Genomic DNA, 23,118 nt, shown 5'->3' on the forward strand with positions numbered 1-23,118 from the left:
CTATTGCTGATCGACGCGCTGCAGCTGCTGCGCCTCGTATTTCGGATAGAGATGGGTGACGCTGCGGATCAGTTCGAAGCGCGTCAGGCTGATGCCGGCGAAGCGCTCGGGGATCGGACTGTCGATCACCTCGTTCATGTCTGCGCCGCTGGCCGCGGCGTCGCGCAGCAGACCGTCGAGCCAGCGGAGGTAATCGCGCATCTGCACGAGCGGCGCGTCGTCGCTGGCGACCGGCCCGTGACCGGGCACCAGCAGCTTCCACGGCTGGGCCTGCAACTCATCGAGATCGGCCAGCCAGATGTCCAGTCCCGGGCTGTTGGGCGTGGTCAGCGCGCGCTGGTAGAACAGGATGTCGCTGGCGAACAGCACGCCGCTGTTCTCATCGAGCACCGCCAGATCGGCGCCGGTATGCCCGCGCAGGGCGAGCAGGCGCAGCCTGTGGCCGCCGATTTCCAGTGTGCCGGGCTGTAGCGTTTCGTTCGGCAACACCACTTCGGTGCCGCGCATCCAGTCGCCAACCAGCCGGTACATGTTTTCCGCCATCGCATCGCCCTGCTCGCGCAGCAGCTCGGTGGTGCCGGCCAGCGCGGCGATGGGTACGTCGGCGAATGCCTGGTTGCCGAGCACATGGTCAGGATGGTGATGGGTGAGCAACACCTTGATCACCGGACGGTCGGTGACGCCCGCAATGGCCTCGCGCATGGCCTCGCCATAGCGTTTGGACGGCCCGCTGTCGATCACCACCACGCCCGTCTCGGTGACGATGAAGCCGGTGTTGACGATGTTGCCGCCGTTGCGCTGCTCGAAGTTGTCGGTCGAACCTTCGAGCAGCCAGACATTCTCGGCGATCTGCTTGGGCCGCAGGTCGTAGCGCAGCTCGGCCTGCGCCGGCAGCGCCAGGCAGCAGGCAAGGATCAGGGTGAAAAGGCGCATGACGTCTCCTTGGCTGGGTGAACGGACGCAGGCGCGGTAGCGCTACAGCGCCGCCTCGAACTCATTGCCGTTGTTGTCGCGCAGCCACAAGCGGGTTTCCTCCTGGCCCTGGACCTCCAGGCTCAGGCTGGGGTTCTCGCCGACTGCAGGAAACAATTCCAGCGTCGCCAATACCTCGCCATCGACGGTGCGCAGTTCGGCCTGGTTGACGAAGAATTCCGGAATGCCACCCACCAGGCCATTGTCCATCGGGTGCGAAACCTGCATGCGCAGTCGGCTGAATTCCCCGCGGGCAAAGCGTGCGCCGTGGACTTGGCCGAGACGGTCTTCCCACCCTGGCTGGGCCCGCACCACGCTGGGTGCCGTGCAGCCGCCACCGGCTGCATCGACCTTGGCGCCGCCGACATGCCAGACGCCGTCGCGTGTCAGCACTGCCGCGCGGATCGGCGTAGCCTGTTCGACGCGAATGCGGATGGCCACCAGCGACTCGACGCGCTCGCCGGGCGTGAAGGTAAAGATGCGCGGAATCGGATTGAGATCGGCCCAGGCCTCGATACGCACCACCTCGTCACCGAGGGCGCGTGCATCGATATGCACCGGCACCTGCCGGGCATCTTCGGCGAACGGCGGGACTTGTACCTGCACACGCTCGTCGAAGACGTAGGGCTCGCCGTTGAGCAGATTGCGGTGGTGGTGTTCCCACATCACCGATTGCAGCGGATCGGGTTCGCCAGCCAGCAGGTTGCCGGCCTGGGCGAACGTCAGAAGCAACAGCAGAACGCGCATGCTCATCTCGAACTCCTCGGGCGTTACCCGGCGGCCCGCTGAAGGATGGCGTCAGTTGCCGGCCGCCATCTCGTTCTCTAAATCCTGATAAAGCCCGGGCAGCTCGTAGCGCAGCCCATAGCCAGCATAGATCTTCGCCAACCGTCCCTCGGTGATCATTGGCTCCAGCACGCCTTCCAGCGCATAGGCCAGCTGGCGGTTGGACTCGTGCACCGCCATGCCCAGATCCCAGACCTGCTTGCCCATGTCAGGGTAGGCATTCTCCGCGAGCTTCAGATGGCTGTCGTTGGCCTGCTTGAGCAGCCAGTCGATCTCCCCACGCATGGCCATCGTCGCGTCCACCTCACCGGCCTGCATGGCGGCGAACGCGGCCTGCGGGCTGGGATAGTGGTGCAGCATCTTGCTCATGCGCCCGCCGAACACCGACGACAGGTAGAACGACGGCACGCTCTCGACCTCTACGCCCACCGGGTGGTACTGGAAGACCGCCACGGTCGGCACCTCCTTCAGACGGCGATCGTCGAAGGCGGACTGCCAGCGTTCGCGCTGATAAGGCCCGAACATCACCACCAGCTCATTGATCAGCTCGCCCAGCTCGTTGCGCTTGTAGGAGAACTCGCGGTCGTAGGGCACGCGCAGCATCACGTCGGCCAGCACGTTGGGGCGCAGGTAGTGCCCCTTCCAGATGAAGTTGCGCAAGTCATCGTCCAGCGTTTCGTCCGGCGCGACCCACAGCACCTCCAGCTTGAGGCCGAGGCCATCCGCCAGCTCGCGCGCCATCTCCACGTCCACGCCGCGTGGCTGGCCGTCGACGACGAAGCTGTACGGCGGGAAGTCCTGGTACATCGCCACCTTGAGCACACCCGAGGCGATGATGTCGTCGTAAGCGCGCACCCGCACCACGTCCGCCTGCGCCAACGCGCAGACGGCCGACAGGCACAGCGCGACGAGCCAGCGGCCGAGGCGCATCACCGCTTGGCCGCTTCGCTTTCGATATAGGTACGGATCGCCCACAGCGCTTCCTGGCTGAGGGTGTCGGCCATGCGCGGCATGTACACCGCACCGTCGCGCACCGCACCGTTGATCACACGTTCCTTGAACCACTCGTCGCCGTCGTAGCTGGCTTCCAGATCGCGCAGGTCGGGTGCGATACCGCCGGAGATTGCCTCCAGGCCGTGGCAACGGGCGCAGTTCTGGTTGTAGGCGGACGAACCGATCTGCACCGCCAGATCATGGTGTTCGCTCGGGGCGCGATAGGGGTTTTCTTCTGCCCACTCCTCGCCAAGGGATGGCAGGCCCTTGGTGTCCACCGCCTGCGGCGTCACATCACCATGCGCCAGGACCAGGCCGGACATACCCAGGACACCCGCCGCCAGCAGCGAGCGCAGAAAGTTCTTGTTGTTCATGACTACCACCTCTGTTCGGAACCTGTACAAGGCAGCCCCATCGGAGCGCATGGTGGCCATGTTGGCGGCGCGACCCGGCCGGCAGAATCCTGCTTTGGACGCCTGCATCTCCTCCCTTGGTACTAGGTTTTATCCCCGTCTTTTGCAGCGGGTCGTGGTGGCACCGCGGTAGCAAGGCGAAAACAGCGCACCGATGGGAAGTTTTCCCGGCATCGGCGGGCGTTTTTCCGTGTCGGCACGCGCGAGCGCGCTCCCACTATTCGTATCGCCAGGCTACCGGCAGACGGCGGCCTCGTCCGAATCGACCAAGGGAATCGCAACCATGACAACAAGATCGCACCCCGGCACAACCCGCCCGCTCGCCCTCGCCGTGCTGATCGGCAGCCTCGCGCTGGCCGGCGTTGCCCAGGCCAAGCCGGTCAGCTGGGAAGACATCGCCAACGACCATCTGTCCACTGAGAACGTGCTGCAGTACGGCCTGGGCACCCATGCACAGCGCTGGAGTCCGCTGGCCCAGGTCAACGACAAGAACGTGTTCAAGCTGACGCCGGCGTGGTCGTTCTCCTTCGGTGACGAGAAACAGCGCGGCCAGGAATCCCAGGCCATCGTCCACGACGGTGTGATTTACGTGACCGGCTCCTACTCGCGCGTGTTCGCCCTGGATGCGAAAACCGGCAAGCGCCTGTGGAGCTACGCCCACCGCCTGCCCGACGACATCCGCCCCTGCTGCGACGTGGTCAACCGCGGCGCGGCGATCTACGGCGACAAGATCTACTTCGGCACACTGGACGCCCGCGTCGTAGCGCTGAACAAGGACACCGGCAAGGTCGTCTGGAACAAAAAATTCGGCGATCACGGCGCCGGTTACACCATGACCGGTGCGCCGACGCTGGTGAAGGACGGCAAGACCGGCAAGGTGCTGCTGGTTCACGGCAGCTCGGGTGACGAGTTCGGCGTGGTCGGCAAGCTCTTCGCGCGCGACCCGGACACGGGTGAAGAAGTCTGGATGCGTCCCTTCGTCGAGGGCCACATGGGTCGCCTGAACGGCAAGGACAGCACGCCGACCGGCGACATCAAGGCACCCTCCTGGCCGGACGATGCCAACTCGCCGACCGGCAAGGTCGAAGCCTGGAGTCAGGGCGGCGGCGCACCGTGGCAGAGCGCGAGCTTCGATGCCGAGACCAATACCATCATCGTCGGCGCCGGCAACCCGGCGCCGTGGAACGGCTGGGCGCGCACCTCCAAGGACGGCAAGCCGCAGGACTACGACAGCCTCTACACCTCCGGCCAGGTCGGCGTCGATCCTTCCACCGGCGAAGTGAAGTGGTTCTACCAGCACACCCCGAACGACGCCTGGGACTTCTCCGGCAACAACGAACTGGTGCTGTTCGACTACAAGGACAAGAACGGCAAGACCGTGAAAGCCACCGCCCACGCCGACCGCAACGGCTTCTTCTACGTGGTCGATCGCAAGGACGGTAAGCTGCAGAACGCCTTCCCCTTCGTCGACAACATCACCTGGGCCAGCCACATCGATCTGAAAACCGGCCGCCCGGTGGAGAACGAAGGCCAGCGCCCGCCCAAACCCGAACCCGGCGAGCAGCACGGCAAGTCCGTAGAGGTTTCTCCGCCCTTCCTCGGCGGCAAGAACTGGAACCCGATGGCCTACAGCCAGGACACCGGCCTGTTCTACGTGCCGGCCAACCACTGGAAGGAGGACTACTGGACCGAAGAGGTCAGCTACAAGAAGGGCTCGGCCTATCTCGGCCAGGGGTTCCGCATCAAGCGCATGTACGACGACCACGTCGGCATCCTGCGCGCCATGAACCCCACCACCGGCAAGGTCGCCTGGGAACACAAGGAAAAACTGCCGCTGTGGGCCGGCGTGCTGGCCACCAAGGGCAACCTGGTGTTCACCGGCACCAGTGACGGCTACTTCAAGGCATTCGACGCGAAAACCGGCGACGAGCTGTGGAAGTTCCAGACCGGCAGCGGAATCATCTCGCCGCCGATCACCTGGGAGCAGGATGGCGAGCAGTACCTCGGCGTGACCGTCGGCTACGGCGGCGCCGTGCCGCTGTGGGGTGGCGACATGGCCGTGTTGACCAAGCCGGTCGCCCAGGGTGGTTCGTTCTGGGTGTTCAAACTGCCGGAGTGGGAGAAGAAGACCGCGCAGCGCTGAGTACCACGCCGTGCCCGCTACGGCCGGCACGGCGCTTCCCTGTAAGACGGTTCGCGGAGCGTTCCCATGGCATGTCTGGCCCCGAGTTGGCGCTCTCGCCGGCGCGCCACGCGAGCCTCCGCGCAACCGCCCCTCCCTACCGCTTCGCAGGAGAACCGTCATGAAGACCTCCCCGCTACTGCTTTTGCCTCTGGCCCTGCTCGCCGGTAACGCCGCGTTCGCCGCCAGCGACCAGCCCGCGGTCATCAATGGCTGCGTCATCCAGCCGGAAAGCCAGTGTCCGAACGCCGATCTGCGCGGCGCGGACCTGAGCAATCAGGATCTGCGCAAGATCAATCTCGCCGGCGCCAAGTTGGCCGGCGCCAACCTGCGCCACGCCAACCTGGACCTGGCCAATCTGGAGAAGGCCGATCTCAGCGGCGCCACGCTCAACCGCGCCAGCCTGCAGCAGGCCAATCTGCGCCTGGCCAACTTCACCGACGCCAAGCTGGTCGCCATTCAGGGCTGGGGCTTGTTCGCCCAGGCGGCACGATTCAATGGTGCCGACCTCACCGGTGCCTATCTCGAATTCGCCCGCCTGAGCGGCGCGAAGATGCAGCGCAGCACCCTGCGTGCCGCCGATCTGGAAATGACCTGGCTGAGCAAGGTCGACCTCGCCGGCGCCGACCTGACCGATGCCAACCTGCAGGAAGCCAAGCTCAACGATGCCAACCTGGCCGACGCCGTGCTCAGCGGCGCGCGACGGCATTACGCCACGTTTCAGGGAACCAATATGGAAGGCTGCAAGGATTGTCCGCACGACTGGGAAAAGTAGCCGGCGCCGGGTGGATTCGGCATCGACTTGCCCGCCGCGCTCGGCTAGCGTTGCCTGATCGCTCCCGCTGGCGAGCCCCGGAGCACCGACGATGCAGCAGCCCATCCGCATTCCCCACCCTGACGACGACACCCTGCCGGCCTTCGCCGCGCTGACGGCCGCACACATCGTCATGCCCGCCGATGCCGCAACGCTGGCCAGTGCCATCGGCGAACTGCGCGCCTGCCCCTGCGTCGGCTTCGATACCGAATCCCGGCCGACCTTCCGCGTCGGCGAAGTCTCCACCGGCCCGCACCTGATCCAGCTCGCCACGCCGACGCAGGCGTACCTGTTCCAGGTCGCCGTGCCGGGCTGCGTCGAGGCGGCGCGCACGATATTGCAGGCGCCCGACGTGCTGAAGATCGGCTTCGGTCTGAAAGCAGACCGCAGCCGGCTGCGCGGCAGGCTCGGCATCGATCTGGCGAACTGTCTCGACCTCGGCACCGTGCTGCGCTACCAGGACCGCAAGGGTCAGGTCGGCCTGCGCGGCGCGGTGGCCGGTGTGCTTGGCGCACGCATTCACAAGTCGCGCCGCGTGACGACCTCGAACTGGGCCAGCGCCGAGCTGAGCGAGGCTCAGCAGGTCTACGCAGCGAATGACGCCTATGCCGCGCTACAGGTATTCCTCGGCCTGCCCGTCGAGCGGCAACATCTGCTGCTGCAGCTGGCCAGCACGCCGCCCCAACCGCGTCGCGCCAAGCCCAGGCAGCCGCTGCATGTAGACGGTTCGCGATGATCCTCCTGACGGTTCGCTGGCAGCGCTGATCGACGAACGCGGCCAGAGCTGCGGCCGTTGCCGCTCAACCGAGACCACGCGCGGTCCGCTGCAGCAGTGACAGCGCACCGTACGCCAGCACGCCCAGCGCGGCCGACAGCCACAGTGCGCCGCTGCCGTAATCATCGATCAACAGCGCGAAGACGAACGGCGCGAAGGCCTGGGCGAAACGCGCCGGCACCATCAGCAGCCCCTGGCGCAGGCCATAACCGTGCGGGCCGAAGATCACCAGCGGCAAGGTGCCCTTGGCGATGGTCAGGATGCCGTTGCCACCGCCGTGCAACAGGGCAAACCCGGTGGTCGCCGGTGCGCCGAACAGCATCACGCCGAGCGCACCGATGGGATGCGCGATGGCCGCCAGGCGTGCCGAGAGCAGCGGATGGAATCGCTGCAGCAAAACGAATTCCAGACAGCGCGCACCGACCTGCGCCGGCCCGACCAGCGCCGCGACGGCGATGGCCGCCGCCGCCGACAGCCCGGTCTCCTGCAGCAGTCGCGGCAGGTGCGCCGCCATCGCCGTGCTGACGAACCAGGTGGCGGCGAAAACGAACGCCAGCAGCCCCATGGTCAGGCCGGCACCAGCCGGTTCCTGCACAGGTCTGTCGCCCGGCGGCGATGCGGGCTGGATACCCAGCGGAATCATCAGGCGGTTCAGCGGCAGACCGAGGACGATATGCGCCGCGGCCCAGACCAGGCAGGTGCCACGCCAGCCGAGCGCAGCCTCCAGCCAGCCGCTGATCGGCCAGCACACAGTACTGGCGAACCCGGCAAGCAAGGTGATCCCGGTGATCGCACCGCGCGCATCGCGGCCGTAGATGCCGGTGAGTGTGGAGAACGCCGACTCGTAAAGCCCCAGCGCCATGCCGATGCCGATCACCAGCCAGCCGAGCCAGAGCATCAGCGGCCCGTTCGCAAGGCCGAGGGTCGCCAGCCCTGCCGCGAAGACCAGACTGGAAAGCGCCAGCACATCACGCCCGCCGTGATGGTCGATGCGCTTGCCGCACAGCGGCCCGAGAACGGCCGTCACCACCAGCGCCAGGGAAAATGCGGCGAACACGGTGCCGGTGGCCAGGCCCAGCTCGCGCGCCATCGGCTCGGCGAGAATCGCTGGCAGGTAGTAGGTCGAGCCCCAGGCCAGCGTCTGCGCGCTGCCGAGTGCGAACACGACGCGCAGGCGCGACGAGCTGATCAACGCGTCTGGCCTGCCGCAGTCAGGTGTGACGACCTGGAACGGCGGATGACTGCACAAGCGTGGTTCATTGGGGCTCCGCTGGTCGCGCCGCACAGGATGGCGGCCAAGCACACCAGCATACGCAGTCTGCCGTGACTTTTTTGCGTCACGCCTGACACATCGCCCCGCAAAGCCGGCAAGCCGGACGCAAAAGACCCGTACGGTCTGCACGGGCCTTTATCCGTTCAGCTACAGCGCGTCCCATTGGTAGCGCACGCCCAGCCAGCCCGCGCGGGGTGCACCGGGGGCGATGAACTGCTCGTGGCGCCAGCCGTCCGGGTCGTCGGCGAAGGCGTTGCCGGCGCCGACGAAGGGGTTCTCCGCCAGCGCGCCGCTGGTGGCGTAACGCTTGTCGAACAGGTTGTCGACGCGTCCGAACAGCGTCCAGTCGCGGGCGAAACGGTAGTCGGCGGTGAGGTTGAGCACCGCGTAGCCCGGCAGCTTGCCGCTGCCCTCGAACTCGCCGCTCGCCTGGTGGCGGTTGTTCTCGTTGCCGCGCACGTACTGTCCGGAATAGGCCAGCAACGTGGTGCCCAGGCGCAGGCGCTCGTTCAGGTTCCAGTCCAGGCCGAGCTTGAGATTGTGCTTGGGCAAGCCCGGCAGGTGGTCGCCGCTGGCGATACGGATTTCGTCATCCGGGCAGCCACCCTCGCCTTCGGTGCTGTTGTTCTCGGCGAGGATGCATGCCGAGGAGCGGAACGTCGCCTGCAGGTAGGTGTAATCCGCGCGCCAGTCGAATGCACCGTAGCTGCCGTTCAGCCCCAGCTCGATACCCTGGCGCCGGGTGCGGCCGAAGTTGGTGAAATAGCCCTGGCTGCCACCGGTGCCGACGAACAGCAGGTCGTCGTGGTTCATGCTGCGAAACGCGGTGACGTTCCACTCCGCCCCGCCGGCCAGCTGTCCGCGCACGCCGAGTTCGAGGGTACGGGTGACCACCTGCTCGAGGAACGGGTCGGCGGCCATCGCGTTGGGCAGACTGCAGGGGTTCTGCGGATCGGCGCAGCCCAGCTCGATCGGCGTGGGCGCGCGATTGCCCTGCGAGAAGCCGCCATAGACGGTCAGCGCCGGTTGCAGCTGCCAGGCGAAACCCAGTGCCGGGTTGAGCTTGCGATAGGTGAAGTCGCCGTCGAGGTCATCGCCCATGCGATCGCTGTTGACCACGCGTGTGCGGTTGTAGCGCAGCGAGCCAGTCAGCTGCAGCGCCTCGGTCAGCGCCCAGGTGTCGGTTGCGTAAAGGCTGGAGGTGCGTGTACGACCGAGCAGGCTGTTGGCCTGTTCCTCGTCCTCGGTGGGCAGGATGCCGCGCTCGTCGGTCAGCTCGCCGCCCTGCTCGCTCTGGTGAAAGCTGGCGCGGGTGTTGTCATGCGACAGGCCGAAGGCGAACTGGTGATCGCCGGCATAACGCGTCCACTGCAAAGCCAGGCCGTAGGCGCGCTGCGCGGTGCGGGTACGGTTGAGCACGCCGCTTTGCGGGCCTTCGCCGATAAAGCCGGCGTCTTCCCACTCCTCGTACTCGTCCTCGTACTCGTCGTTGCCGTCACCGTTCAGCGTCGCGGTGCGGGTACGGCGCAGATAAACGGTGCCGGACAGCCGATCGGCATCGCTCAGCCAGTGACTGGCCGACAGCGCCATCAGATGGCTGCGGTTCTCGGTCTGGTCGGGATAGGTGAAGATCGCGTCGTGATCGCGGTCATGCATGCTCTCGGGCAGCAGGCCGTTGCCGATCAGGTCGTTGTCGGCGTGCGCGAGGGTCAGCGCGATGTCGGTGGTCGCGGTGGTCCAGGCGAACTTGCCGAACAGCTGGCCGACATCCGATGGCGAGTGATCGCGCCAGCCATCCTCCTCCATGCCCTCGGCCGCCATATACCAGGAAAATTCTTCATGCTGGCCGCCGTGCTGCACCGCGCCACCCTTGCGCCCGAACGAGCCGGCGTAAACCTCGGCGGAACCGCCGGGATGGGTGTCGCCGCGCTTGGTCTGCAACGCCAGCGCACCACCCAGGGTGTTCAGGCCGTACAACGGGTTGGAGCCGGGCACCAGCGCCATGTCGGCGATGGCGCTGCGGGGAATCAGGTCCCAGTGCACCACATCGCCGAAGGCCTCGTTGACCCGCACGCCGTCGAGGAATACCGACAGACCCTGGGCAGTGCCCAACAGCGGCGATGCGGTGAAGCCGCGGTAGTTGAGGTCGGCCTGGTACGGATTGCCCTGGGTCTCGTTCAGATTGACGCTCGGCAGCCCGCGCTGCAGCGCCTCGGCGAGCGACTGGCCGCCGAGCTTGCGCAGTTGCGCCTCGTCCAGCGTCTGGACGTTGGCCGGCAAGCGATCCTTGGACAGACCGATACCCGGCAACGGTGTGGTGGCGACGATTTCTTCGCTGGCCAGTTCGAGCGGTTCGGCGGCATGCGCCATACCTGGCAGCAGGCTGGCGATGGCGAGCGAAAGCAGCGTGCGCCGGGGCAGCGCGCGGCGGCAGACCTGATACGACATGGATATTCCTTGTTGTTGTGCGGCGAATCGAACGGATCACGGCTGCATGCTGGCAACCTGCCAGACCGATTATCGAAAGCCGCCGAGTCGCGCCGACAGGGAAGAATTCCCGGTTCGCCCGGGAAAATTTCCCGAACCGCCGGCACTTGGTCGTACGACCGATGGCGCGGTACGGATGAAGACCTGCGTGGCGACCGGGCACGCCGAAGCCGCCCGCCAGCGACGGCAGGCGGCTTCGCGAACAGGAACAGGCAGAGTCGTGGCGGGCTCAGGCCTCGCAGAGCATGCGTTCGCCGACGCGCAGCAGGCCCTGGTCGATGGCCAGGTGCACCAGCTCCGCCTGGGAGCTGACGTCCAGCTTGCTCTTGAGCAGAGCCATGTGATTGGAGACGGTCTTGCTGCTGATGCACAGCCGCTCGGCGATCTCACGGTTGCCGATGCCGCGGGCGAGCATGATGAAGATCTCCATCTCGCGCGGGGTCATCTCGGCCAGACGCCCCTGCATCGGTGAGGTGCTGGGACGCTGGCGCGCCAGTGCGGTGGCCAGCGGCTGCTCGATGAAGGGCTGACCGGCAAGCACCTTGCGCACCGCCTCGACCAGCACGTCCGGCGCGCAGCGTTTGGTCAGGTAGCCGGACGCCCCGGCATCCAGCGCCTGGCGTACCAGCGCCAGTTCGTCATGCATGCTGAAAATCAGCACCGGCAGCAGCGGCAAACGCTGACGCAGGCGCCGGCAGGTCTCCAGCCCGCTGATGCCAGGCAGCCCGAGGTCCAGCACGACGAGGCTGGGAATTTCCTCCTGCACCCGTTGCAGCGCCAGCTCGCCGCTCTCGGCCTCGGTCACCACCACCTCGGGCAGCAGCGCGGTAAGCAGGCTGGCGTAGCCCTGGCGCACCACCGCGTGATCGTCCACCAGCAGGATTTTCATGCTGTCGCTCCTTTGCACGGCAGGTTGAGATAAAGCGTCCAGCCCTGTCCCGGGCAGTGCCGCAAACGCAGGTTGGCGCCGAGGCAGCGAGCGCGCTCGCGCATTGAACGCAGACCGACTCCGGCACGCTGCGGCGGCTCGCCGTGGCCATCGTCACGCAACAGCACACGCAGCCCATGCGCGCCGCCGCGCAGGCGCAGACGTACGCAACGGGCCTGCGCATGACGCGCGACATTGGTCAGCGCCTCCTGCAGCAGCCGGTACAGGTGCAGCTTGTCCTCGGTGGTGAACGCGGGAATCGCTCCGCACAGCTGGAGCTGGCATTCGATGCCCTGCGCGCCCTGCCATTGCTCGACCAACTGGCCGACAGCTTCTTCCAGCGGCAGGTGTTCGAGCATCACCGGATAGAGATCGCGCACCAGCGTGCGAAATCCGTTCTGCAGATCGAGGCTGTGCCGTTCCAGATGCGCCGCGGTTTCACGCACCGCATCCGGTTGCTCGGCCTGGATGCGCAGCAGGCAGGCGCGGGCGCGAATGCCTGCAACGTACTGACCCAGATCATCGTGCATCACCTGCGCCAGACGGGTGCGTTCGCGCTCCTGCAGTTCCAGCAGCGTACCGGTAAGCCGCGCATTCGCCGCCTCGGCCTCCTCCAGTGCGCCGGCCATCTGGTTGAAGTGTCCGGCCAGCCGGCGTGCCTCCGGCAGCCGCCGCGCGACCAGCCGTGTGGCCAGCTGCCCGCGGGAAATCTGCCGCAGACCGCCGAGCAGGTCTTCCAGCACACCGAGTGCGTGGCCGACCGCCCAGCGTATGGTCAGCAGGCTGAGTGCCAGCGCCAGGCCGAACAGCGCGAGCAGCTGCAACAGCGAATCCCAGACTTCTTCCACCTCGTCGTCGGGATTGACCGCCAGGCGAATCTGCTCGCCGTTCGCCCGCTCGATGACACGCGCCGGCATCACCTGCGGGTACAGCCAGCGGCTCAGCCAGGGCCGATCGAATGGCTCGGCAGGCTGTTCATTGCCGGCCGATACCCGCTCGATGCGGATATGCCGCAGGCTTTGCTCCAGGCCGGCCGCCAGTGCTTGCGGCTCATCGCGCAGGCTGAGTGCCAGGTAGTCCACAACCTGCTGCGCGGCATCGAGTTCGCGCTGCACGTCATGCGCAGCCTGGCGCAGCAGCACGGCCGTGCAGACCAGCGCCACCGCGACGAAGAACAGCGTCACCAGCAGGTAGGTACGCCTGAGCGCACTCATGGCCGCGCCCTCACTTGATCACGAAGCGCCCTTCCATGCCCTTGTTCTGCAAGCCCTTGCAGTAGAACGGGTAGGTGCCGGGCTTGACCGGCAGGAAGAAGATTTCCGCCTCGCCGGCGTCCTCGAACTCCAGCTCGACCAGCGTGACCGCCTTGATCTCCACGCCGCCGGCCTCGACCTTGCGCAGGAAGATCGACTGGGCAAACTCCGGCGCCTGGAAGGCGCATTCCTTCTGCCCGTCGGCAATCACCTTGAGCTGATAGGCGACGCCGGTTTCCAGCTGGTACTCCTTCTGCGAGACGGCGTAATCGCTTTCTTCGGAGCCGAACTTGAGGTCCGGCAGCGCCTGGGTGCGGCGGGTGAGATCGCCGGCGGCCTGACTCTGGTCGAAGCCGAGCAGGCTGCCGATGAACAGCAGATTGAGCAGCATGGCTTTGCATGTGGGCATGGTGATGGCCTCTTTATTGTTTTGGATGCCCCATCCTAGGCGCCCGCGCGCCATCCACCCTCCTACCTTGGTACCGATCCGATACCGCCGCCCATCCCCGCCAGCGCCTGACGGAACGAAAAACACCGGAGTCCGCCGGTGCCCCGATCCGTTTTCGCCCGCCGCGCCGCGCAGCACCGCGCCTGCGCCGGTGCCCGCCAGAAGCCACGCCAAAAGCCGTATCGCGCGTACCGCTACCAACGCAGCAGTACCAAGGTAGCGATCAATTTCTCGGCCGGCGCGCCGCAACATTCGGCATCCGGGATGCCGTTTTGCCATCGGCGATCTTCGGCCGCCCTTCGGCGTTCAGGCACGCCCCCGCAGGTTCTTTTGCATTGCTCAGGAGTAGGAACCGTCATGACACTCAGATCCATACAACAGCGAATCGCTCTCATCGGCGGGCTATGCCTGCTCGCAACGGCGGGCATTCTCATCGGCTACAGCGTCTACCTCGCAAGCTCCACGCAGCAACTGGTGTCGAACCGCGTCAGCCAGCAAGCGCAGGATGAGGCGCTGCAAACCCTGCAACACCTCGGCGGCAAGTACGCAGGGGAAATCCGCGCGGAGTTCACCAAGGCGCTGGAAGCCGCCCGCGGCATGGCCACGACCTTCGCCGTCGCGAAGATGAGCGCGGCCGACAATGGCGGCCTCGAGATCGGCCGCGACCAGGTCAATGCCGTCCTGCTGAACGTGCTCAAGAGTTACCCGGACTTCAACGGCACCTACTCGTGCTGGGAGCCGGACGCCATCGACGGCCAGGACGCGCTGTTCGCCGGTACGCAGAACGGCAACAACGAGCAGACCGGGCGCTTCACGCCCTACTGGACGCGCGGCGCAGACGGCAAGATCGCCGTTCAGCCGCTGGTCGAATACGACACCATGGACAAGCACCCGAATGGCGTGCTGAAAGGCGGCTGGTACATCGGCCCGAAGGAAAACCGGCGCGAAAGCGTGCTCGGCCCGCTGCCCTACATCGTGCAGGGCAAGCAGGTGTGGCTGGCGACGCTTTCCGTACCCATCGTGGTCAACGGGCGCTTCATGGGCGTGGCGGGCACCGACTACAACCTCGATTTCGTGCAGAAGATCAGCCAGGAAGTCTCCGGCAAGCTGTTCGACGGCCAGGGCGAGGTGGCGATCATCAGCGATCAGGGGCTGGTCGTCGCGGAAAGCCGCCATCCCAACCTGATCGGCGAACACTTCAAGCAGGTGCTGCCCGATGACTGGCAAGCCGCGCTCGGCTCCATCCAGAAAGGCGAAGAGCTGGCACGGCTGGACGACAGCGGCATGGTGATCGTCTTCGCACCCATCGCGCTTGGCCGGACCGGCAAGCCGTGGTCGATGATGCTCAAGATCGACAAAGACATCGTGCTGGCAAAAGCCGCCGCCCTCGAAGCGGAAATGCAGACCCAGAGCAGCCGGAGCATGCTTCAACAGATCGGCGTCGGGGTGTTCATCTCGCTGCTCGCGGTCATCGCGCTGTGGATCTCCTCGCGCTCGGTGGCGCTGCCGATCCGCAAGGCGGCGCAGCTCGCTGGCGCGATACAGCGCGGCGACTTCTCGCAACGCCTCGCACACCGCTCGGCGGACGAAGTGGGTCAGCTTTCCGCCAGCCTCGACCGCATGGCCGAGAGCCTGCAGCAGCAGGTGCATGTCGCCGAGCGCATTTCCCAGGGCGATCTGACGGTCGACGTACGCCTGGCCTCGGACGGCGATCAGCTCGGCCTGGCACTGCGGCGGATGGTCGACAACCTCAACGAGCTGGTCTCCCAGGTGCAGCTCAGCTCGGCGCTGATCAACGACAAGGCCGGCGAGGTGACGCGCCTGAGCCATGACCTGTCCGGAGGCGCGACGGAGTCGGCCTCGGCGGTCACCGAGATCAGCGCCACCATCAACCAGATGGCTTCGCAGATCCGCCAGACTTCCGAGTACGCCGGCGAGGCCAATTCGCTATCGCGCGATTCCGAGCGATCAGCGCGTGGCGGCAACGAGCTCATGGCGACGCTCAAGGGTGCGATGCAGGAAATCAACCAGTCCGGTCAGGACATCACCAACATCATCCGCGCCATCGAGGAGATCGCTACCCAGACCAACCTGCTGGCCCTCAACGCGGCCATCGAAGCGGCGCGTGCTGGTGAGCACGGACGCGGCTTCGCGGTGGTGGCCGATGAAGTGCGCCAGCTTGCCGCCCGCAGCGCCGAAGCGGCGCAGCGCTCCACCCGTCTGATTCAGGAATCCAACGCGCGGACCGTCAAGGGCATGGAGCTCACCGACGAAACCGCCCAGGCGCTGGAAGCGATCGTCCAGGGCGCCGCGCAGGTCTCGCAGCTGGTCGACGAGATCGCCTCGGCCTCCAGCCAGCAGGCGTCCGGCATCGAACAGGTCAGCCTGGCCATCGAGCAGATCGATCAGGTCGTGCACCACAACAGCAGCAACTCCGAGCAGTCGACCCAGGCCGCGCAGGAGCTGACGCAACAGGCCGAGCAGATGATCGTGCAGGTCGGTCGTTTCACCGTCAGACGCACCCGCTGAGCACCCGAGCGGCACCCTCGCGGTGCCGCTTCGATCTGTCGCATTTCTACGACCTTGGTACACCACGACTGGTACTTTCTGCATATTCCCCCCTGCTGGAGCGCTTCCTATGCTGCCCGCAAGCCTCAGGAGTCGCCCCATGCATCCATTCGCGTTCCATGCCGCGGTCTGTCTGATCGCCCTCGCTTGCGCCGACGCGTTCGCCGCGCCGGCCACGCCCGAGCCGCTGGAGGTACGCATCGGCTATCTGGGCTATCGGCCCGATCCGGGGCCGCTGCTGTCCAACGTCATACCCGAGCCGGAAGACGCCGGCCTGCGCGGCGCCGAGCTGGCCATCGTCGACAGCAACAGCACCGGACGCTTCCTCAAGCATCACTACCGGCTCGATTCCGCCACCAGCGAAACACCCGAAGCGCTGCTCGAGCAGGCGGCGCGGCTGCACGCCGACGGCCTGCGCCTGTTCGTGGTCAACGCCCCGGTCGACACGCTGCGCCAGCTGTCCGCGGCGCTGCCCGACAGCCTGCTGTACAACGCCGGCAGTGCCGACGATGCGCTGCGCAGCCAGAGCTGCCTGAACAACGTGCTGCACACCCTGCCCAGTCGCAGCATGCTGGCCGATTCCCTCGGCCAGTTTCTCGCCGCGCGGCGCTGGAACCGCTGGCTGCTGATCAGCGGGCCTACGGCGGACGATCAGGCCTACGCCGACGCGCTGCGCCGTGCGGCCAAGCGTTTCGGCCACAAGATCGTCGCGGAGAAACCCTGGAGCTTCGAGAACGACCAGCGCCGCACGGCGCAGGCCGACATGCCGCTGTTCACCCAGACCACCGAGTACGACGTGGTCGTAGTGGCCGACGAACGCGGCGATTTCGGCGAGTACGTGCCCTATCACACCTGGTATCCGCGCCCGGTCGCCGGGACCCAGGGGCTGACGCCCACCGGCTGGCACAAGACCGTGGAAACCTATGGCGCCGCACAGCTGCAGAAGCGTTTCGAGGCGCACGCCGGGCGCTGGATGAACGACCGCGATTTCGCCGCCTGGATGGCGGTGCGCAGCCTCGCGGCCGCGGTGACCAAACTGCGTACCGCCGAGGTGACGACGATCCGTCAGCTGTCGCTGAGCGATGAGCTGCCGCTCGATGGCTTCAAGGGTCGCAAGCTGAGCTTCCGCTCGTGGAACGGCCAGCTGCGCCAACCGATCCCGCTGGTCCACCCGCGCGCGCTGGTCTCCACCTCGCCGCAGGACGGTTTTCTGCACCCCACCAGCGAGCTGGACACCCTGGGCTTCGACGCCCCCGAGAGCCGCTGCCGGCTGAACGAGGCCCAACCATGAAGCGCCTTCCCGTGGCCGCCCTGCTGGCATTGGCCGCCCTGCCCGGCACCTCGGCGCTCGCCGACGAACTGGGCTACGAGGCCTATGTCGACAGCCCCAAGCGCATCAAATGCCTGTACGGCTACGTCACCGCCAAGACCGGCAATTTCGAGGCGGCCAAGGCCATCTTCGAGGACTGCGTCGCGCGCTGGAACGACGTCTACTCGCTGATCTCGCTGGCGCAGATGTACGAGAGCGGCAACGGCGTGGAGCAGGACCTGAGCAAGTCCGCCGCGCTGCTCAAACAGGGCGCCGAACAACCCGACGACGCCAGCTACGTGAGCCTGGCGCGCTATCACTGGGGCGTCGCGCTGGCCGAAGGCCGCGGTGTGGAGGCCGACCGCGTCGCTGCGCGCGACTGGCTGCAACGCGCCGCCGCCGGCGGGCAGAGCGAAGCCGACGAATACCTGCTGCGCCTGGATGCCACCCGCGCGCCGGCCCGCTGACACGCCCACGCCTATAACAACAAAGGACTCCCTCATGCCCAGAACCCTGCTTGCCTCCGCCATCGCCTGCGCCCTGAGCTGCCTGGCCGGCTCCGCCCTGGCCGCCACCGCGTACGTTTCCAACGAGAAGGATGACAGCATCAGCGTCATCGACCTGGACAAGATGGAAACGGTCGAAACCCTCGAAGTCGGCATGCGTCCGCGCGGGCTGACCCTCTCGCACGACAACAAGCTGCTCTACATCTGCGCCAGCGATTCGGACACCGTGCAGGTGATGGACCTGGCCACGCGGCAGATCATCAAGCAGCTGCCGTCCGGTGCCGACCCGGAGCAGTTCGCCCTGCACCCCAACAACAAGTGGCTGTACATCTCCAACGAGGACGATGCACTGGTAACGGTGGTCGACGTCGAGAAGGAAGAGGTGCTGGCACAGATCGACGTCGGTGTCGAACCCGAGGGCATGGCGGTCAGCCCGGACGGCAAGTGGGCGGTCAACACCAGTGAAACCACCAACATGCTGCACTGGATCGATACCGCTACCAACCAGCTGGTGGACAACACCCTGGTCGACCAGCGCCCGCGGCACGTCGAGTTCACCAAGGACAGCAAGACCCTCTGGGCCTCGGCCGAAATCGGCGGCACGGTCAGCGTGGTCGACGTAGACAAGCGCGAAATCCTCAAGACCCTGACCTTCAAGATCAAGGGCGTCCACCCGGACAAGGTCCAGCCGGTGGGCATCAAGCTCACCTCCGACGGCAAATACGCCTTCGTCGCGCTCGGCCCGGCCAACCACATCGCCGTGGTCGATGCGAAAACCTACGAGGTGCTGGATTACCTGCTGGTCGGCCGGCGCGTCTGGCACATGGCGTTCAATCCCGATGAAAGCCTGCTGCTGACCACCAACGGCGTGAGCAGCGACGTGTCGGTCATCGATGTCGCCAAGCTCAAGGTGACCAAGTCGATCAAGGTCGGCCGCTATCCGTGGGGCGTGGTGGTCGCGCCATGAATGCGCTGGAAGTCGAGGGCGTCCGCTTCGCCTACGGGCCGCGGCAGGCGCTCGACGACGTTACCTTCGCCACCAGCGCGGGGCGCTTCACCGCCCTGCTCGGCCCCAACGGCGCCGGCAAGTCGACGCTGATCGCGCTGCTGACGCGGCTGTATGACCTGCAGCACGGCGCCATCCGCATCGCCGGCGCCAGCCTGCGCCAGCAACCGCGCGAGGCGCTGCGCCGGCTCGGTGTGGTGTTCCAGCAGAGCACGCTGGACCTCGATCTGACCGTGGAGCAGAACCTGCGCTACCACGCCGCGCTGCACGGCATGCCGCGCGTGCTGGCCAGCGAGCGCATCGAGCGCGAACTGGAGCGCCAGCAACTCGGCGACCGCCGCAAAAGCAAAGTGCGCGAGCTCAACGGTGGCCATCGCCGGCGCGTCGAGATTGCCCGCGCGCTGCTGCACAAGCCCAGCCTGCTGCTGCTCGACGAAGCCAGCGCCGGCCTCGATCCGGCCAGCCGCCAGGCGCTCAACCGACATGTACGCGAGCTGTGCCGCACAGAGGGCATGAGCGTGCTGTGGACCACACACCTGCTCGATGAAGTTCAGACGGACGACGACCTGCTCATTCTCAACCGCGGCCGGCTGGTCGCGCAGGGCCGGGCCGACACCCTCGCTCAGGATGATGCCAGCCTGGAACAGACCTTCGACCGCCTGACCCGTAATCCCGCAGCGGAGCCTTCGTCATGAGCCTGTACTGGGAATGCCTGCGCGGCATCGTGCTGCGCGAATGGCTGCGCTTCGTTCAGCAGCGTTCACGCTTCTTCAGCGCGCTGGTGCGACCGCTGCTGTGGCTGGTGGTGTTCGCCGCCGGTTTTCGCGCCGCACTGGGCATCGCCATCATCGAACCGTACGACACCTACATCACCTACGAGACCTACATCGTTCCCGGTCTGGCCTGCATGATCCTGCTGTTCAACGGCATGCAGGGCTCGCTGTCGATGGTCTACGACCGCGAGATGGGCAGCATGCGCGTGCTGCTCACCAGCCCGCTGCCGCGCGGTTTCCTGCTGGCGAGCAAGCTGTTGGCCACGGCGTTGATTTCGCTGCTGCAGGTCTACGCCTTCCTCGCCATCGCCTGGGTGTATGGCGTGCAGCCGCCGCCGCTCGGCCTGCTGACTGCCCTGCCCGCGCTGCTGCTGGTGGCGCTGCTGCTCAGCGCGCTGGGGCTCCTGCTGTCCAACGGCATCCGCCAGCTGGAGAACTTCGCCGGCGTGATGAATTTCGTCATCTTCCCGATGTTCTTCCTTTCCTCGGCGCTGTATCCGCTGTGGAAGATGCGCGAGGCCAGCGAGTGGCTGTACTGGGTCTGCGCGGTCAATCCGTTCACCCATGCGGTGGAGCTGGTGCGCTACGGGCTGTACCAGCGCCTCGAACCGACGGCGCTGGCCGTGTGCGTCGGCCTGACGGTGCTGTTCAGCCTGCTGGCGGTGGCCAGTTTCAATCCGCAGCATGCGGCGCTGCGGCGCTCGGCATAAGGCAACCGGTACTTTGGTACTGGTTGGCGCGTCCATCGTAGGATTTCAAAGACACCTCCTTTGCTCTGTAATCGACCCCACCGACGTACGGAGAACAAAGATAAATGCCCAGGTCGTTGCTGCCCCTGCTGTTCGTCGCCCTCACCGGGATCGGCCTGAGTCCGCTCGCCAGTGCGACCGAAGACCCGGCACTGTTCTCCGCCGATGGCTACCGCCAGACGCAATACCGCAGCCCCACCCCGGCGACCGCCGAAGGCGCGCAAACCGTGGATACCGCGACGCTCCAACGCCTGCTCGCCGAGCGCTCCGACATGCTGCTGGTGGATGTCTACCGCCGCCAATGGCTGGCCGGTCAGTTCATCGACAACGAGGCGCACGCCAACCTGCCGGGCAGTGTCTGGCTGGCCAACACCGGCGACGGCTCGCTCACACCGCAATGGGCGGACTACTTCAGCAAGAACCTGGCACGCATTACCGAGGGCGACCTGCAACGGCCGCTGGTGTTCTACTGCCGCTCCGACTGCTGGCTGGGCTGGAATGCCACCCGGCGCGCCCGTGCGCTGGGCTACACCGACCTGTACTGGTACCGTGACGGCATTGATGGCTGGGAGCAGGCTGGTCTGCCGCTGCACCCTGCGACCCCCGAGCCCGTGCAGAGCAGCCAGCACGCTGACTAAGCTCACCATAATCAAAACAAAGAGGTGACCGGCCTTGTACAAGATTCTGATTGCCGACGACCATCCGCTGTTTCGCGAGGCCATTCACAACGTCATCCGCGACGGTTTTCCGGACAGCGAAATCCTGGAAACCGCCGACCTCGACAGCGCCCTGGCGCTGACCCAGGAGCATGACGACCTCGATCTGGTGCTGCTCGACCTGAACATGCCCGGCATGCACGGGCTGAACGGCCTGATCAACCTGCGCAACGAGGCGCCAACCATCCCGGTGGTGATCGTCTCCGCCGAACAGGACAAGCAGATCGTGCTGCAGGCCATCACCTATGGCGCGGTCGGCTTCATCACCAAATCCTCGCCGCGCGCGCAGATGACCGAAGCCATCGAGCAGATCCTCAACGGCAACGTCTACCTGCCTTCGGACATCATCCGCAGCCAAAAGGCCACCAGCCGCCATACCCATCACAGCGAACCGTCGATCCCGCCGGAGTTGCTGCAGGCCCTGACGCGCAAGCAGCTGCTGGTGCTGGAACGCATGACCAAGGGCGAGTCGAACAAGCAGATCGCCTACAACCTCGACATCGCCGAAACCACCGTGAAGGCGCATGTCTCGGCGATCCTGCGCAAGCTCAACGTGCACAACCGCGTACAGGCGATCCTCTCGGCCGGCGATATCGATTTCACCGCGTACCTGCGGCGCTGAACGGCGCCGTAGCGCGCAACGCCAGCCACGAGCCGGCGAGCAAACATGCGGCTTCCCGATGAACGAAGCCCGGCATGACGACGCGACGCTAAGCAGCCCCTCCGAACAGCGCCGGCAGCCGGCGCCGGCGCCATTCTCTCCCGAATCCCAACCCTCGCCCCCTAGGGGTCGCCCTGCTCAAACCGGCGGTTCGATACCTTGCAAGCGCATGCGGCGATACACCGTCGGCCGTGAAACACCCAGCTCCCGGGCGACCGCGCTGACGTTCCAGCGCTGGCGCCGCAGCAGGCTGCGCAGGTCGTCGTCCGCCTCCGGACCAGCGGTCGGCACAGCAACGCGCGTCACCGCGTGGGGCAAACATTCCTCAGGGAGGTCGTGCACGGTGATTTCGTTGCCCTCGCAGGTAGCCAGCGCGTACTGCAGCACGTTGCGCAGCTCGCGAATGTTGCCCGGCCAGGGATAGGCCAACAGCGCACTCATCGCATCGCCGCGCAGGTGCGGGGCATTGCTGCGCCCTTGGGCCAGCTCGGCGTAGACCCGTTCGATCAGGTAGCCCTTGTCGGCCCGCTCGCGCAGCGGCGGCAGTTTCAGCAATGCGCCGTTGAGGCGGTAGAACAGGTCTTCGCGGAATTCGCCGGCCTCGACCATCTGCCGCAGGTCGCGGTGGCTGGCGGCGATCACGCGGAGATCCACCTTGACCGACCGCTCGGCACCCAGCGGGGTGACCTCGCGCTCGGCCAGTACACGCAACAGGCGCGTCTGCAGATGCAACGGCATGTCGCCGATCTCGTCGAGGAACAGCGTGCCGCCGTCCGCCTGCTGGATCAGCCCGCGCATGCCCTTGCTCCGTGCGCCGGTGAAGGTTCCCGGCGCGTAGCCGAACAGCTCGCTTTCGATCAGCGACTCGGGCACCGCACCGCAGTTGATCGCCACGAACGGCGCCTGGCGGCGGCTGCCGCTCTCGTGCAGGGCGCGCGCCAGACGCTCCTTGCCGGTGCCGGTTTCGCCGTTGAGCAGCACGTTGAGCGGCTCGCTGCACAGTCGACGGGCGCGGGCGAGCATCTTGCGCATCGCCGGGTCGTCGTCGGCCAGGGCATCTAGCGCGCAGCGCGGCGCGCCCTGCGTGCGCTCGGCGGGCAGCGGTGCCGCGCGGCGCGGCTCCATCAGCGCGGCGAAGAACAGCCGGTTGTGCCGCTGGGTGCGGAAGGCGCGTACCTGGTCGTGACTGGCGTAGGGAATGCTCAAGATATCCGCCAGCTCGCAGTCGAAGAATTCGTCGATACGCGCCCGCGTCAGGCTGCCGAACGGTCCCGGCGTCATCAGTCCGTGCTCGGCGAGCAGGCCGCGGGCGGCGGTGTTGCCGGCCAGCAGCTCGCCGTCGTCGCCAAGCGCCAGCAGGTAGTGGCGGTTGATCAGCACGAACTCGCGCGAGGCATCGAAGCAGAGGATCGGCCGGTCGCGGTACAGGCGCAGGAAGTAGGCGTCTTCGATCATCCGCGCGTACTGCTTGACCAGTTGCAGGGCAAAAGTCTGCGAGTCTTTCGA

At 66.4% G+C, this 23,118-nt stretch carries 21 protein-coding genes and 1 pseudogene; 12 read left to right on the top strand and 10 right to left on the bottom strand.

The features are described from left to right. The 4 genes from U8L64_RS19945 to pedF are packed head-to-tail and all read right to left on the bottom strand — an operon-like array spanning nucleotide 1 to nucleotide 3,125. A complete protein-coding gene (locus tag U8L64_RS19945; protein WP_333398802.1) occupies nucleotides 1-933 on the bottom strand; it encodes a quinoprotein relay system zinc metallohydrolase 1 in 933 nt (310 codons plus the stop codon). A 42-nt stretch (nucleotides 934-975) separates the two neighbouring features. Beyond that, nucleotides 976-1,725: a quinoprotein dehydrogenase-associated SoxYZ-like carrier gene (locus U8L64_RS19950; protein WP_043295684.1), complete on the bottom strand. Its 750-nt coding sequence runs from the start codon at nucleotides 1,723-1,725 to the stop codon at nucleotides 976-978. A gap of 45 nt (nucleotides 1,726-1,770) precedes the next feature. After that, the gene (locus U8L64_RS19955) at nucleotides 1,771-2,688 is read right to left on the bottom strand and encodes a substrate-binding periplasmic protein (RefSeq protein WP_333398805.1); all 918 of its coding nucleotides are present in this window, start codon (nucleotides 2,686-2,688) and stop codon (nucleotides 1,771-1,773) included. After that, entirely contained in the window at nucleotides 2,688-3,125 is a 438-nt protein-coding gene (gene pedF, locus U8L64_RS19960; protein WP_077683417.1) for a cytochrome c-550 PedF, read from the bottom strand. Before pedF ends, U8L64_RS19955 begins: the two co-directional genes overlap by 1 nt. A 322-nt stretch (nucleotides 3,126-3,447) precedes the next feature. Here pedF and exaA point away from each other — a divergent pair, with 322 nt between their 5' ends. The 3 genes from exaA (at nucleotide 3,448) to U8L64_RS19975 (ending at nucleotide 6,896) form a co-directional block, all read left to right on the top strand. Continuing rightward, complete coding sequence (gene exaA, locus U8L64_RS19965; RefSeq protein WP_333398807.1) at nucleotides 3,448-5,307, top strand: quinoprotein ethanol dehydrogenase; 1,860 nt, start codon at nucleotides 3,448-3,450, stop codon at nucleotides 5,305-5,307. Between the two features lie 160 nt (nucleotides 5,308-5,467). After that, entirely contained in the window at nucleotides 5,468-6,121 is a 654-nt protein-coding gene (locus U8L64_RS19970) for a pentapeptide repeat-containing protein (RefSeq protein WP_333398809.1), read from the top strand. A gap of 91 nt (nucleotides 6,122-6,212) precedes the next feature. Continuing rightward, nucleotides 6,213-6,896: a 3'-5' exonuclease gene (locus U8L64_RS19975; protein ID WP_333398811.1), complete on the top strand. Its 684-nt coding sequence runs from the start codon at nucleotides 6,213-6,215 to the stop codon at nucleotides 6,894-6,896. Between the two features lie 64 nt (nucleotides 6,897-6,960). Here the strand turns inward: U8L64_RS19975 and U8L64_RS19980 are convergent, their stop codons facing one another. The 5 genes from U8L64_RS19980 to U8L64_RS20000 all read right to left on the bottom strand — a co-directional run bounded on the left by U8L64_RS19980 (nucleotide 6,961) and on the right by U8L64_RS20000 (nucleotide 13,285). Next, nucleotides 6,961-8,127: an MFS transporter gene (locus U8L64_RS19980; protein WP_333398813.1), complete on the bottom strand. Its 1,167-nt coding sequence runs from the start codon at nucleotides 8,125-8,127 to the stop codon at nucleotides 6,961-6,963. A 228-nt stretch (nucleotides 8,128-8,355) separates the two neighbouring features. After that, nucleotides 8,356-10,656: a TonB-dependent receptor gene (locus tag U8L64_RS19985; protein ID WP_333398815.1), complete on the bottom strand. Its 2,301-nt coding sequence runs from the start codon at nucleotides 10,654-10,656 to the stop codon at nucleotides 8,356-8,358. Between the two features lie 268 nt (nucleotides 10,657-10,924). Next, nucleotides 10,925-11,584 (bottom strand): response regulator, encoded by a 660-nt coding sequence (locus U8L64_RS19990; RefSeq protein ID WP_008567927.1) that lies wholly within the window; start codon nucleotides 11,582-11,584, stop codon nucleotides 10,925-10,927. Continuing rightward, nucleotides 11,581-12,837 carry a HAMP domain-containing sensor histidine kinase gene (locus U8L64_RS19995; RefSeq protein WP_333398818.1) on the bottom strand — a complete coding sequence of 419 codons (1,257 nt, stop codon included), beginning with the start codon at nucleotides 12,835-12,837 and terminating at the stop codon, nucleotides 11,581-11,583. Before U8L64_RS19995 ends, U8L64_RS19990 begins: the two co-directional genes overlap by 4 nt. Before the next feature lie 10 nt (nucleotides 12,838-12,847). Continuing rightward, nucleotides 12,848-13,285, bottom strand: coding sequence for a copper-binding protein (locus U8L64_RS20000; protein ID WP_102828321.1), 438 nt, complete (start codon nucleotides 13,283-13,285; stop codon nucleotides 12,848-12,850). Between the two features lie 663 nt (nucleotides 13,286-13,948). Between U8L64_RS20000 and U8L64_RS20455 the strand changes: the two are divergent. From U8L64_RS20455 to U8L64_RS20040, 9 genes and pseudogenes are all read left to right on the top strand, one after another. Next, nucleotides 13,949-14,953, top strand: a pseudogene (locus U8L64_RS20455) (PDC sensor domain-containing protein); the annotation flags it as partial. Between the two features lie 108 nt (nucleotides 14,954-15,061). Then, a complete protein-coding gene (locus U8L64_RS20460) occupies nucleotides 15,062-15,853 on the top strand; it encodes a methyl-accepting chemotaxis protein (RefSeq protein ID WP_442965303.1) in 792 nt (263 codons plus the stop codon). 139 nt (nucleotides 15,854-15,992) lie between these two features. Continuing rightward, entirely contained in the window at nucleotides 15,993-17,183 is a 1,191-nt protein-coding gene (locus U8L64_RS20010) for an ABC transporter substrate-binding protein (RefSeq protein ID WP_333398821.1), read from the top strand. Further along, nucleotides 17,180-17,668: a tetratricopeptide repeat protein gene (locus U8L64_RS20015; protein ID WP_102828318.1), complete on the top strand. Its 489-nt coding sequence runs from the start codon at nucleotides 17,180-17,182 to the stop codon at nucleotides 17,666-17,668. Before U8L64_RS20010 ends, U8L64_RS20015 begins: the two co-directional genes overlap by 4 nt. A 34-nt stretch (nucleotides 17,669-17,702) precedes the next feature. Further along, nucleotides 17,703-18,674 (top strand): YVTN family beta-propeller repeat protein, encoded by a 972-nt coding sequence (locus U8L64_RS20020; RefSeq protein WP_234302419.1) that lies wholly within the window; start codon nucleotides 17,703-17,705, stop codon nucleotides 18,672-18,674. Further along, nucleotides 18,671-19,408, top strand: a complete 738-nt coding sequence (locus U8L64_RS20025; protein ID WP_333398826.1) for an ABC transporter ATP-binding protein — start codon at nucleotides 18,671-18,673, stop codon at nucleotides 19,406-19,408. Before U8L64_RS20020 ends, U8L64_RS20025 begins: the two co-directional genes overlap by 4 nt. Beyond that, a complete protein-coding gene (locus U8L64_RS20030; protein WP_234302421.1) occupies nucleotides 19,405-20,196 on the top strand; it encodes an ABC transporter permease in 792 nt (263 codons plus the stop codon). The genes U8L64_RS20025 and U8L64_RS20030 overlap by 4 nt, the downstream gene beginning before the upstream one ends. A 104-nt stretch (nucleotides 20,197-20,300) precedes the next feature. Next, the gene (locus tag U8L64_RS20035; RefSeq protein WP_043295711.1) at nucleotides 20,301-20,873 is read left to right on the top strand and encodes a PQQ-dependent catabolism-associated CXXCW motif protein; all 573 of its coding nucleotides are present in this window, start codon (nucleotides 20,301-20,303) and stop codon (nucleotides 20,871-20,873) included. 34 nt (nucleotides 20,874-20,907) lie between these two features. Continuing rightward, entirely contained in the window at nucleotides 20,908-21,573 is a 666-nt protein-coding gene (locus tag U8L64_RS20040; protein WP_043295713.1) for a response regulator transcription factor, read from the top strand. 177 nt (nucleotides 21,574-21,750) lie between these two features. On the opposite strand, the gene U8L64_RS20045 is transcribed toward U8L64_RS20040, so the two are convergent. Continuing rightward, nucleotides 21,751-23,118 (bottom strand): sigma-54-dependent Fis family transcriptional regulator (locus U8L64_RS20045; protein ID WP_333398829.1); only part of this gene is annotated, 1,368 nt, incomplete at its 5' end.

It is taken from the genome of Pseudomonas sp. FIP_A4, from assembly GCF_036701605.1.
In the GTDB taxonomy this organism is placed as follows: domain Bacteria; phylum Pseudomonadota; class Gammaproteobacteria; order Pseudomonadales; family Pseudomonadaceae; genus Stutzerimonas; species Stutzerimonas phenolilytica.

Coding starts and splice junctions, on each gene's coding strand:
- U8L64_RS19990 (WP_008567927.1), bottom strand. CDS start 11,584: ATGAAAATCCTGCTGGTGGACGATCACGCGGTGGTGCGCCAGGGCTAC.
- exaA (WP_333398807.1), top strand. CDS start 3,448: ATGACAACAAGATCGCACCCCGGCACAACCCGCCCGCTCGCCCTCGCC.
- U8L64_RS20000 (WP_102828321.1), bottom strand. CDS start 13,285: ATGCCCACATGCAAAGCCATGCTGCTCAATCTGCTGTTCATCGGCAGC.
- U8L64_RS19955 (WP_333398805.1), bottom strand. CDS start 2,688: ATGCGCCTCGGCCGCTGGCTCGTCGCGCTGTGCCTGTCGGCCGTCTGC.
- U8L64_RS19970 (WP_333398809.1), top strand. CDS start 5,468: ATGAAGACCTCCCCGCTACTGCTTTTGCCTCTGGCCCTGCTCGCCGGT.
- U8L64_RS20030 (WP_234302421.1), top strand. CDS start 19,405: ATGAGCCTGTACTGGGAATGCCTGCGCGGCATCGTGCTGCGCGAATGG.
- U8L64_RS20025 (WP_333398826.1), top strand. CDS start 18,671: ATGAATGCGCTGGAAGTCGAGGGCGTCCGCTTCGCCTACGGGCCGCGG.
- U8L64_RS19995 (WP_333398818.1), bottom strand. CDS start 12,837: ATGAGTGCGCTCAGGCGTACCTACCTGCTGGTGACGCTGTTCTTCGTC.
- U8L64_RS19945 (WP_333398802.1), bottom strand. CDS start 933: ATGCGCCTTTTCACCCTGATCCTTGCCTGCTGCCTGGCGCTGCCGGCG.
- U8L64_RS20010 (WP_333398821.1), top strand. CDS start 15,993: ATGCATCCATTCGCGTTCCATGCCGCGGTCTGTCTGATCGCCCTCGCT.
- U8L64_RS19975 (WP_333398811.1), top strand. CDS start 6,213: ATGCAGCAGCCCATCCGCATTCCCCACCCTGACGACGACACCCTGCCG.
- U8L64_RS20460 (WP_442965303.1), top strand. CDS start 15,062: ATGGTCGACAACCTCAACGAGCTGGTCTCCCAGGTGCAGCTCAGCTCG.
- U8L64_RS20035 (WP_043295711.1), top strand. CDS start 20,301: ATGCCCAGGTCGTTGCTGCCCCTGCTGTTCGTCGCCCTCACCGGGATC.
- U8L64_RS20020 (WP_234302419.1), top strand. CDS start 17,703: ATGCCCAGAACCCTGCTTGCCTCCGCCATCGCCTGCGCCCTGAGCTGC.
- U8L64_RS20015 (WP_102828318.1), top strand. CDS start 17,180: ATGAAGCGCCTTCCCGTGGCCGCCCTGCTGGCATTGGCCGCCCTGCCC.
- pedF (WP_077683417.1), bottom strand. CDS start 3,125: ATGAACAACAAGAACTTTCTGCGCTCGCTGCTGGCGGCGGGTGTCCTG.
- U8L64_RS19950 (WP_043295684.1), bottom strand. CDS start 1,725: ATGAGCATGCGCGTTCTGCTGTTGCTTCTGACGTTCGCCCAGGCCGGC.
- U8L64_RS19985 (WP_333398815.1), bottom strand. CDS start 10,656: ATGTCGTATCAGGTCTGCCGCCGCGCGCTGCCCCGGCGCACGCTGCTT.